An 11433-nucleotide genomic window follows, 5' to 3' on the forward strand; every position below is an offset into this window, starting at 1 on the left:
TGACCATGCGTTGTCACGCCATGTGACTTACGGACGACTTGTGACTTGCCACCAACAACTTCCATAAAACATAGCACATACAGGCCCTTGAGCAAGTGAAAACTTGCTCTTTATCTTGCTGTATTCAAATATTCGTGCTTTACTGGATCATCAATACTAATGGATACAAGCTATGACAAAGCACTATACTACAATACAATCTGTGTGTAGAAGTTTCTGGCTGCAATTTCTACATGGCGACAACTCAGACTGGGATAAAAAACCTGTCTGGTTGCTCAAATCCGGCGCTGTGATGCTCGTCTGGCTTGAGTTCCTCACACTTTTTGCAGCTTGGCCGGGAAGAGTTCCGCATGAGGAATTAGGGCCTGTGTGGCTGAACCTTCTGGGCATAGAGTTTCGGGCACCTTGGGCGGGCATCGCCTATGTCTTTACACCGGATGGGCGTACCGGGGGTTGGCTCTGGTTGATGCGCCTATGTGGCGTGATCCTGACACTGGCGGGCATAGGGCTTGCCCTTCTCTACGCGGGGCTTCCGCCCAAGCGGCCTGCCAAGGGTGACCGCTTTGCATATGGCGGACATTTGCTCGATCAGGCTGGGTCCTCGGGGGTCATTGTGGGCCATGCTAAGGGCTTGCCTTGGCAGAAGGTGCCAGACCTTGTCAGGCTTCGTCCGTCTACGGATATACTAATCGTTGGCGCCGGCCCTGAGGCCACTGGCGCGTTCCAAGCAGCACTTAAAAGCTTTGATGGGGCAATTCTGCGCTTTGGTAAGGACCGTCTCTTTGGCGAGTTGATTGATGACCGGGAGATTTTGCGTGTGGCTGAAGGGGCTATCGCCAACTTCCCACTTGATCCCTTGCGGCAAGTCCGCACAGGGGTCCTTGCGTGGGGAGATGTGTGGGCGATGCTCTCGCCTTGTGGCTTCAATGAGCGTCAACGTGTCTTGGCCACAGCCCTTCTGGTTCACGGCCTTGAGACGCTTCGCCCTGCTGATCGAACCTTTGCCGGGGTGATGGAAAAGCTTCCCAGTCCTGATCAGCTTTATGCGCGTTTGCACGGTTGGCTTGAAGCGACGGAAATCTTGAAGCCAGAGGCCTATGATCAGGTGTCTGGCCTTCTCGACTATTGGGCACAAGCGCAGGAGCAAGTGGCTGAGGACTTGGCCATGATACCAGAGCGCTTGTGGGCGACCCAGAAAGGCTGGAGCTATTATCTGGGCTGGGCACCTCTGCCGACCTTGGCCAACATCTGTGAGTATGGCCCTCGCGTTCTCTCCATCGAGATGAGAGCTAAGAACGCGCGTGATGACTTTGATCCGGTGAGCCTGCCGCTCATGCATGCGATCACGCAGCTCCGCATCTTGTTCCGCGAGGCCCTCACTTCTGGCAATCGTCCCGTACTCGTCGCCCTTGAGCCTGACATGCCAGAAGAGCTCTCTCGGATGATCACGGCGGTACATGCCGACCTCAAGCGCAGCGGGGTCTCCTTTCTCGTGCATTCAAGATCAACCAGAGACATAAGAGCTGCCTTCAAGCTTGGTCTCCAAGAGCCCATGTGCTCGGTCTTCGACACAGTCATCATGACTGAGCCCGACTACATGAGTTTCATTGAAGTGGTCGATAATCGCGCAATCTCAAGCGAAGGGGTAAGGCATGTTCGTAGTGGAGAGATCCTCATTGCTGAGACTGGGCGTCTGCCGGTTCGCTTGCATCCGGCGGATCCCTCGATGGTTCGCATGGCAGCTTATATGCCGACCGACAAGATTCAGCGGCCAGAGCCTTGGAGTGAAGCTGCGGTCTCCTATCCAATAGGAGCAAGTCTGCCCAAGCAAGTGGTGGTGAAGATACCCAAGCAGAAGGTGACAAAGCGACAGGAGATAGTGCCTGTCGCTGTTAGCCGGGACGCGCCAACCAAAGCATCAAAGTCCAAGCCGCTGGTGACCAAGGATGATCTGGCCTCTGGGACGGCGCGTCTAAAGCGTGCGCTGGCCAAACGGACCGGCGGCACGTCACCCTCCCAACATCGTCTGATCTGAGGGCATACTTATGACCACGCGCAAGCAACTTACCCTCCATCTTGATGACACCACTGCCCGCGCACTTGATCACGAGGCCAAGCTGCGCGGTCTCACCCTCTCACGCGCCGCCAACGATGCGTTAAAACGCGTCCTCATCCAAGACCGTGCTGACGCAATCGCCGATACCATCAAGGCCCGCCTCGATCGGCTGGATCAGCGCGATCTGGCGAGGGGGCGGGACATGGCCATCCTACGCGAAACCCTCCTCGCGTTCGTACGCATCTGGTTCACCTACACAGGACCTCTTGAGCGTGAGGATGACGACGATCAGGCTGAGGCGCTGTTTGATGCGTTTCTTGATGAGGTGGCGCGTGGGGTGCGGGGGTGAGGCGGCAATTATCGGTGGCTGTTGGGTCTTCTTCACGCCAAGGGTTGCCGTTTAGGGTGGGTTGGCGGTTGCTTGAAAGCGGACATTCATGAACGGGAAAGCCTGCAGCAATTTGATCAGATCAAGCTTGCAAAGTAGTTCTGGCTTGATTTGTAAGGGCTGGATGACTGTTGACCTAGCAAAGGGTCAGATAACTGGAAAACTCTGGTTTACCTTGGACCGAAACCGAGGGGCACGCCACGGTCAAGATCCCACTCAAGAGTCTCGTTGAATAAATTCTAAGCCAAAATCAGTTTTGGTTGATAAATATTCATTATAGTGTCACGCGGTTGGCCTATCGTTCCCTGTAGGCTAGGGGGCGGGAAATGAAGTGGCTCTATCTGACGATCAGTTTGTTGGCCTTGGCTGCGTGTTCGCAGCAATCTGATGAACAAGCCGCGAAGGATGCCTCCACCCAAGCGTTACAAGTCATCCTCATTCCGGCGGATGGTGGCACAGAAGATGGCACTAAAGCGGACTTTAAGCCCGTCTTTGACGCGCTTAGCCAAACAAGTAAGCTCAAATTTGAATTGCGTGTGGGCCAGTCTTATAATGCTGTGGTTGAAGCCTTGTGCAGCGGATCTGCAGACATCGCTTTCGTGGGTCCTGCAGCCTATATTCAAGCTCACCAGCGCGGTTGCGCGGACTTGCTTGCGGTTGGGGTCGAAAATGGCAAGTCAGAATATTATGCCGGTTTGTTTGGACGAAGTAGCCAAGGTCTAAAATCCCTTGCTGATGTGAAGGGGAAGAATGTCGCGTTTGGCGACATTAATTCGGCATCTTCCTTTATCGTCCCAGTAGCCATGCTAATTCAGGCAAAGATTGATCCCGTCCAAGACCTTGCTGCCATTAAGCTCGTTGGAAGTCATGCGAATGCAATCGCAGCGCTTAACCAAGGCCAAGTTGATGTTGCGGCATTGTCACTCGTCTCATTCGATAAGGCAGTTAATCAAGGCGTTGTCGATCCGACAAAGGTCCATCTCATCGCCCGCAGCATGGCTTTGCCCAATCCACCGATCGTGATGCGGTCGTCGCTGGCCCCCGCGCTCAAGGCCAAGCTGAAGGCCGCTGTCGATGGCCTTGCTACCGCGCCGGGCGTGACGCCTGACATGCTGGTTGGATATGGCGGGAAGCGAGTTGACCGCTATGACACGGCGTTCAGCGCAGATCACTTCAAACCTCTGTCTGACATGATGGAACAAGTTACGCCAGAACTCAAAACCGCGGTCATGCACAAGGCGTCAAAGCCGTGAGGTCAGACGGGGGTGCTCGGGTAATTTTTGACAATCTGTCAAAAGCGTTCCCAGACGGCACACAGGCATTAAGTTCGGTCAGCTTGCACATAGAAGCTGGGACGTTTTGCGTGTTGTTGGGGCCTTCTGGTTCAGGCAAGTCCACCCTATTACGCTGTATCAACGGCCTCGAAACACCCAGTGATGGCCACATCTATATCAATGATGTGGAAGTTCTTCCAACTACCCTCAAGGACTTACGACGCGGAATTGGCACGGTCCATCAGCACTTTGGCCTAGTAAATCGCGATACTGTTGCCAACAATGTTCTAGCTGGTGCCCTGCCAGAAACATCTACTTGGCGCGCTATTCTGGGTTGGTTTCCACGGAAGCTCCAAGAGCGGGTCGCGTCCTTATTGCAAAGTGCTGGCTTGGAACCCAGCCAGTTGAATCGGCGTGTGTCTGAACTATCCGGCGGCCAACAACAGCGTGTCGGGATCGCGCGGGCGTTCATGTTATCGCCGCCTTTGATACTGGCCGATGAACCCATTGCCAGTTTGGACCCTAAGTTAAGCCACGAGATATTGTCATTGATCGCCCGGCAAGCTGCGACAGTAGGGGCCACGGTGTTGTGCAGTCTTCATCAAGTGGACCTCGCCAAGGCTTTCGCGGATCGCATCATCGCCCTCGATCAAGGCCGGGTTGTGTTTGATGGTGCGCCTCAGGATCTGACTGAGGAAAAAGTGGCGCAAATCTACGGCTCTAAGGCACTCGAACATGACAAGGCCATCCCATCATGATGCAGACTAATCCGGCCAAAGCCAGTTCTTGGGTGTTTCGGCCATTGTTGACTGGAAAGCTTCTAGTTTGGGCCTTGCTCGCCATATTGGTGCTTGCTTGGTCTGGCAAAGCAACACAGATGGATCGCGCATTGGCTTTAACCGGGCAAGCAATCGGGGTCGGCGTTACCGGCAAGGGCGACTCGCAAGTGGCCAATGGATTTGGGCAGATAGCCCGATCTCTATGGCCCCTACAGCTTGAGACGCGCACCCCAATTGCCCAGATCGAGCATTTTCGAGCCGATCGCTTGCCGCCTTTTAGTCGGGTTGAGCATCGAAAGAGTACTACCCAGTCGCATGATCCTTCCACCGGTAAGTATGTTAAGACCACCCAATCCGCTTCCGAGCTTGTAGTGCCTTATGGCTATGTTGTTACGGTTCTGGGAAAGTTGATCGAAACGCTTCAAATCGCCTTGTGGGGAACAATTCTGTCCTTGCTGATTTCTATCCCGCTCGGCTTCTTCGGCGCACGGAACCTCATGGGTGATGGGATCGTTGTCGCGGCTGCGCGTACTTTTGTCAGCTTCTTTCGCGCTGTACCCGAGTTGGTCAGCGCTTTGTTCCTGGTCGTTGCCTATGGTTTTGGGCCGATTGCGGGGGTGATCGCGTTAGGTCTCCATGGTGCTGGCTTTCTCGGCAAGTTTTTTGCCGACGATAGCGAGAATGCAGACCCAAAGCCGCAAGAGGCCTTGCGAGCACTGGGTGCCAATCGATTGAAGCTCGCGCGTTATGCTGTGCTGCCCCAAGTCATGCCTCAATTCACGGCCTATACGCTGTATATCTTAGATCGAAACATCCGCATGGCCACGGTTATTGGCCTCGTAGGGGCAGGTGGCATAGGTCAGGAACTAAAGGGAAGGTTTGATCTTTATGCTTATGGGCATGTGGCAACCATTTTAATTGCCATCTTTCTTATGGTGCTCCTTATCGACCAACTGTCAGTCAAATTACGCCGAAAACTATTGTGAGATTTATTCAATCATGGCACGACATGAGCTGACATTTGATAAATCGCGTCATTGTTTGAGGTGAATCATGACTGAAACGACCGAGACTGTCATGAAAGGGCGCGGGCGTAACCAAGATCAGGCTCTGGTCGAGAACATCATCGCGCGCATTCGCTTGAGCTATAAGACAATGGGCCCGATGTCCAAGACGATTGCCGACTTCATTTTGGCCCAACCCCAAAGGGTTATGGGAATGTCCGTTACGGAACTGTCCGAAACCACTGGCGCAAGCCAAGGAAGTGTTGTCAACTTTTGCCAGAACTTGGGCCTGTCGGGCTTCCAACAGCTTAAGTTATCGTTGGCCCAAGCGGTGGTGCAGCCCGTTCAATATATTCACGAAGACCTTGAACGCAGCGATGATATCGAGACCGTTTGCCGAAAGGTTTTCCATGGCGGCATCCAAGCCTTGCGCGATTCCATGTCTGCCTTGGAGCCAAAGTCGATCGCAGCTGCTGTCCAACTGATGCGCTCGGCCAAGCGAATTGAGATTTACGGGATTGGTTCTTCGGCACCCATCGCAGAGGACGCACATTATCGCATGCTCCGAATTGGTCTGGATGCGAAGGCGGTCACAGATAGCCATGTGCAAGCGATAAGTGCCTCGCGCACGACGCCCGACGTAGCTGTCTTGACCATCTCTCATACCGGCTCGACGCGCGAAACGGTGGTGGCAACTCAACTCGCCAAGGAGGCCGGAGCAAAAACTGTGGTTCTGACGAATTTCGGAAGGTCTCCGATACAGGCGTTCGCCGATGTGACGCTCTTTACAATGGCCCGCGAGACGCTCTTCCGGACTGAGGCCATGACAAGCCGGATCGCCCAACTCTGTGTGATCGACACATTGATCGCGGCGCTAGCGCTGGCGGATTATGAGCGCTCGACCCAAACCTTGCGCGAAACATTTGACGTCTTGTCACTAAAGCGATTCTAACACAAATCAGCCAATCTCAGACTGGAGCCTGGTCTAACCAGGATCGATGCCATATCGAGCTGCTTTGCGCCAATAATGTCAGTTTGCGGGTTGTCACCAATCATAACGGCTTGGCTTGTATCAATGCCTAAGGCCAAGCATGCCTGCTCGAACAGCTTAGCACTTGGCTTGCCAATTACTTCCATCTTGAAGGCCTGTGCAGGGACACAAGCTTGAAAAGCGGCTAGGAGCGCACCGGTTTCGGGTATAACTGAACCAGCATGGCCAGGATGGGTCAGATCCGGATTTGAAACAATCAAATGGGCGCCATTAAGCAAAGCATTTACGCCCAGATGAAGGCTCTCATAATTAAATCGTGTGTCGCGCAACAGAACAATTATTTCTGGGTCACACTTCACCTGGACCACACCCAGATCTCGTGCCAAGGCTTTCATGGGCAGACTTCCAAAGACAATAGTAGGTCGCTTTATTTCTGCGGCACGAACCAAGGCCTGATGACCGGCTAAGATGATACGGTCGATCGGAAAGGTGACGCCTGCTTGTGCGAGGATGCGATGGATATCGCGCGGTCTGATCGTCGAGCTATTGGACACAATGGCTATTCGCTCTTGAAACCGAGAGAGAAACTTTAGGCCGTCGGCGTGGGGAACATCGCCAATTGAAACACACCCGTCCCAGTCCAGCAAAATTCCGCTGCCACCCTCAAGGATTGTGCGTGCTTGATTGCGGTCGGCTATCCCGGCCGCTGTTACTATCAATTGGCTCAAACTCGCTCTCCATCACCATCAACGCTTTGTGGACTTATGTTCAAGCATGTTCTGTTTTGAAATGAAATATATTCATTAACCTTTCACAAACAATTCGTGCAAGCGTCACGCTTTCTGCATAGGTTATAGCTCTAAAGACTGAAAACGCTTGTCTTGGGGCTAAGATCGTTACGATCTCGGCCAACGCGAACTTGTGCATGAACTGAGAACATCTCAGTTATTAGAGGGGATCAAATGATGCATCAATCAGTTTTCAAGGCTCACGGACGCTTGTTGGCAGTTCTGCTGGCGTCGACTGCACTGCCGAGCATGGCTCTCGCGCAGGTGAATACAGCCTCTGATACGCCGAAGCCCGCAACCGAAACGGTTGTCGTCACCGCTGAACGCAACCGCGCCCCAGCAACCAATGTCGCCCAAGAGCTCGCGATTTATGGCACCGACGTGCAAGTTATCTCCGGCGCGACTATTGAGCAAAGTGGCGCAATCAATTTCGCCGAAGCCGTGCAATTTTTGGTGAAGGGCGTCAACGTAGGCTACTCACCCGATGAAGGCGAATACACCATTCGTCTCGACGGCGGCGGCGACCGCGATACTTTGGTCACGCTGGATGGTGTACCTCTATATGATCGCGGACCTGTTCTCGAAAACATTTGGGGCGCGACCACAATCGACAATCACATCGTTGAGAACATCGAAGTTTTCCGCGGCGGCAACAGTCTTTATTTCGGTTCCAATGGTGGGATTGGTGTCGTTAACGTCGTGACCAAAAAGCCTGATGGCACCGTTAAAGGTGACTTTGGTGTCTCCTATGGCGCTTTCAACACGCGTGAGCTCTGGGGCAATTATAGCTTCCCAATCGATGCTGAAGGCAATCATTCCTTGATGGTATATGGCTCCTTATTGGCGACAGATGGTCCGCGCATTTATGATCCGAACCTGTTCACGGATAACGTTGCTTTGTCTGGCGGTATTCAAGAATATCCGCTGAACAAGAACAACATCGGGGTCAAGTATCTTTGGAAAATCAATGAGAGCACGGAATTCCGCGCAAATGCGATCTATACCGAGAGCTGGTTTCAAGATGCGTTTCCATCTGGCGAGTCTTATTCGCCAAATACGCTGCGCTACCCAATCATCGACGCATCGCTGACCCATAAAGCAGGCGACAAGCTGTTGATTGAAGCTTCAGCCTATTACTCAAACCCCTTGCTTTGGAACGCAGAGCTTTACCCAGTTGTGTGCCGTATTGCCGCTGGCTGTCCGATCGCAAACCAAGCTACCGCAGCAGGGGTCGGAACACGTACTGTTCCCCGTGGTGCTTGGACTGGTGCTGTTGAGCCTGCGTTCGCGCATGGCTTTGGGACAACAAACCAATTCAAGAGCGGCTTTGTTGAGATTGGTGGAACGGTCCGCGCGACCTATAAGTTTAACGAGTACCTCGAGGTTGTCGGCGGCGTTCAATATGTCAGTTATAAAGATGACTCCGATGCCCGCTTTGCGGTCCCCAACAATGATACCGCCACAACCGGTGTCTTTGTTGACGTCCATCCTACGCTGCCATTTAGCCCAAAGACCGGCATTTCGTTGGCCGTCCGGACGGACTTCTCAGATGCGTTTGACAGCAAGACCATCTGGAAATTCGGGATCAAACATCCGTTCATGGACAATTTCTATGTTCGCGCAAATGGCGGGACGTCTTACAGCCTGCCGCAGACCAACGAATTGTTCATCAACAATCCGCGGCCACCGACGGCGGTCAATGACACTGGCTTTACCACAATTGGTAATCCCGATTTGTTGCCCGAAGAAACCGAGACTTTCAATACAGCCATTGGCTACACCCACGAATTTGGCCAGTCGGTCTTGTTTATGGAACTTGGTGGTTTCAAGACTGAAGTCACAAATCGAATTTCCACAACGTCTGGCCGCCCAATAATTGTGACGAACCCAATCACTGGGCTTCAAACCCCCGTTGATACCTTCTTCAACAACAACTTCGTGAATGAAATTCAAGGCTGGACCGCTGAAGTTGATCTAAAGATTGGCGAGCAATGGGCGTTTAATGTTGGCTATACAAACCAAGATTCAGCTCTTAGCTCTGGTTCGCGTCGCGGCCTACAGCTCAATGAGACCCCGGAGTGGTTTGCGACCGCATCCCTCAACTGGACTTCCGAGGACAAGCGCCTGAAGGTTCAGCTGTTGCCTCGTATTCAGGGCGATGAGTGGTCGACCGGCGGTCCAGCGATTGCTGGGACGACCAAGGCCGCTGGTCCGGACGGCAAGGGGGCGGATACGGGTGTACCACGTTACCGGACGAACTTTGGTAATTACACCGTGGTGAATGCATCGATCACCTATTTGGCCGGTGAAAACATGCAACATCGCTTCATGTTCCGTGTTGTGAACCTCTTGGACGAAGACTACGCAGAGCGCTGGGGTTTTGGAAACAACTTCTACGGTGCTGCTTTCAACCGTGGCGAATACACCAACACCGACGATCGCTACTTTTATGGCTATCCGTTCGAAGGCAAACCGCGCAGCTTCTACGTGACCTACGCGACCAAATTCTAAAGATCCAACATTGGCCAGAGGCAGAAGTGCTGCCTCTGGCCACTCGCTTGCCTATTCCAGCTTTGTCGAAATTCTGTTGGAGTGATTGATGCTTACTCGTCGAAACACGCTCGTGGCACTAGGTGCACTGCCATTGCTAAGTGCACAAAAGGTACTTGCTGCCACAACCGTCAACCCCTTCACTCTGGGAGTCGCTTCCGGCAATCCGAAACCAGATAGTGTTATCCTGTGGACACGTCTTGCTCCTGATCCACTCAAAGGTGGGGGCATGCCGGTCGGCCGCGCGCTAGTACGTTACAAGGTTTGCCTAGACGTGGAGATGACAAAAACCTTCCGCGAAGGGCAATTTGAAACCTCTGACTTGGATGCACACAGTGTTCACGTCTTGTTAGACGGCCTACAGCCAGGGCGCGAGTTTTTCTATCAATTCATGTTCGGGGATGCAACCAGCGCGATTGGGCGGACGCGCACAACCAGCCCGATGGACGCCAGTGCAAAGCTCGCCTTAGCAAGTTGTAACGCCTATGAGAGCGGTTACTTTGCAGCTTTTGCAGACATGGCCGCTTGGACGCCAGACTGTGTCATCCATGTTGGCGACTATATTTATGAGGGCGGTATTGGTCGGCTAGGCATGAATACGCGTTTGGTTGACGGCAAGGAATTGTCGTTCGAAACCGTCCGGCTTCACAATAGCCCAGAAACTAAATCTCTTTGGGATTACCGAAATCGCTACGCGCTTTATAAGACCGATCCCGACCTACAGGCAGCTCATGCTGCAGCGCCGTGGATTGTCGCCATGGACGATCACGAGATCGACAATAACTGGGCCGGAGACATACCGGAAGATCCAGACCAACAGACTTCACTAGAATTCAAAGTCCGAAAAATCGCGGCATTGAAGGCCTATTATGAACATATGCCGATCGAGAAGCCGCCCATGATCCAAGGGCTTGAGGCCAGCCTGCAAATGTTTGGCCTATACCGGTTTGGGCCGGCACAAGTCCATCTGCTCGACACGCGTCAGTTTCGGTCCGACCAACCATGTGGGCAGGGCTTCCCAGGTGACGCAGCCTGTGATGCGATGAATGACCCGAGCTTGACGATGACAGGCCAAGCCCAAGAAGCTTGGCTGTTTGATGCCCTGAAGCGGTCCAATGCGCCATTCAATGTGTTGGCCTCGCAAACTTGGTTTGCACCCTATCGCTATAACGCACCCCCGGAAGCTCCACGCGTGAATATGGACCAATGGGATGGTTACGGCGTGCAGCGTCAGCGGATCATTGATGCCCTTGCCAATGGCATCGCTAATCCCGTGGTCTTGAGTGGCGACTGGCATAGCGCGAGCGCAATGCGCATCCATGAGAGGCCCTATGATCCGCGCTCAAAGCGGATCGGGCATAATTTCTGCGGGACCTCGATTTCGTCCCATTGTCCTTGGGCCGGGGCTTTGGATGCCGCTAAGTCTTACAATCCCCACGTCGATTACGTCGACGGGTCCAAGCGCGGCTACATTCGATCCACAATTGACCGCAACAATTGGACGGCGACCTATCGAACAGTCGATCAGCCAAGCAATCCAAAATCAAAGTCTAGCACTGCAATTGAGATGCGAACACGCGATCTCTGATCGCCCATTGGAGGA

Annotated in this window: 9 protein-coding genes; 8 read left to right on the forward strand and 1 reads right to left on the reverse strand. The window is 53.3% G+C overall.

The genetic code is table 11. The features are described from left to right. Nucleotides 1–172 precede the first annotated feature (172 nt). The 6 genes from B7364_RS03005 (at nucleotide 173) to B7364_RS03030 (ending at nucleotide 6453) form a co-directional block, all read left to right on the forward strand. Complete coding sequence (locus B7364_RS03005; protein ID WP_198534012.1) at nucleotides 173–2035, forward strand: hypothetical protein; 1863 nt, start codon at nucleotides 173–175, stop codon at nucleotides 2033–2035. A 10-nt stretch (nucleotides 2036–2045) separates the two neighbouring features. Then, the gene (locus B7364_RS03010; protein ID WP_085338470.1) at nucleotides 2046–2405 is read left to right on the forward strand and encodes a hypothetical protein; all 360 of its coding nucleotides are present in this window, start codon (nucleotides 2046–2048) and stop codon (nucleotides 2403–2405) included. 365 nt (nucleotides 2406–2770) lie between these two features. Beyond that, nucleotides 2771–3697, forward strand: a complete 927-nt coding sequence (locus B7364_RS03015) for a phosphate/phosphite/phosphonate ABC transporter substrate-binding protein (RefSeq protein WP_085338471.1) — start codon at nucleotides 2771–2773, stop codon at nucleotides 3695–3697. Then, on the forward strand, nucleotides 3694–4476 hold the full coding sequence (phnC, locus tag B7364_RS03020) for a phosphonate ABC transporter ATP-binding protein (protein WP_085338472.1): 783 nt from the start codon (nucleotides 3694–3696) through the stop codon (nucleotides 4474–4476). The genes B7364_RS03015 and phnC overlap by 4 nt, the downstream gene beginning before the upstream one ends. Then, nucleotides 4473–5483 (forward strand): phosphonate ABC transporter, permease protein PhnE, encoded by a 1011-nt coding sequence (phnE, locus tag B7364_RS03025; protein WP_198534013.1) that lies wholly within the window; start codon nucleotides 4473–4475, stop codon nucleotides 5481–5483. Before phnC ends, phnE begins: the two co-directional genes overlap by 4 nt. 67 nt (nucleotides 5484–5550) lie before the next feature. Next, on the forward strand, nucleotides 5551–6453 hold the full coding sequence (locus B7364_RS03030; protein WP_085338474.1) for a MurR/RpiR family transcriptional regulator: 903 nt from the start codon (nucleotides 5551–5553) through the stop codon (nucleotides 6451–6453). Here B7364_RS03030 and B7364_RS03035 read toward each other — a convergent pair. Then, entirely contained in the window at nucleotides 6450–7220 is a 771-nt protein-coding gene (locus tag B7364_RS03035; RefSeq protein ID WP_085338475.1) for an HAD-IIA family hydrolase, read from the reverse strand. The two genes, B7364_RS03030 and B7364_RS03035, sit on opposite strands and share 4 nt — an antisense overlap. 234 nt (nucleotides 7221–7454) lie before the next feature. On the opposite strand from B7364_RS03035, the gene B7364_RS03040 reads away from it, so the two are divergent. Both B7364_RS03040 and B7364_RS03045 read left to right on the forward strand, forming a co-directional pair. After that, nucleotides 7455–9791, forward strand: coding sequence for a TonB-dependent receptor plug domain-containing protein (locus B7364_RS03040; RefSeq protein ID WP_232780785.1), 2337 nt, complete (start codon nucleotides 7455–7457; stop codon nucleotides 9789–9791). Between the two features lie 88 nt (nucleotides 9792–9879). Beyond that, nucleotides 9880–11418: an alkaline phosphatase D family protein gene (locus tag B7364_RS03045; protein ID WP_085338476.1), complete on the forward strand. Its 1539-nt coding sequence runs from the start codon at nucleotides 9880–9882 to the stop codon at nucleotides 11416–11418. Nucleotides 11419–11433: the final 15 nt, after the last annotated feature.

The sequence above is a fragment of the Aquidulcibacter paucihalophilus genome (genome assembly GCF_002105465.1).
GTDB classification, from domain to species: Bacteria; Pseudomonadota; Alphaproteobacteria; order Caulobacterales; family Aquidulcibacteraceae; genus Aquidulcibacter; species Aquidulcibacter paucihalophilus.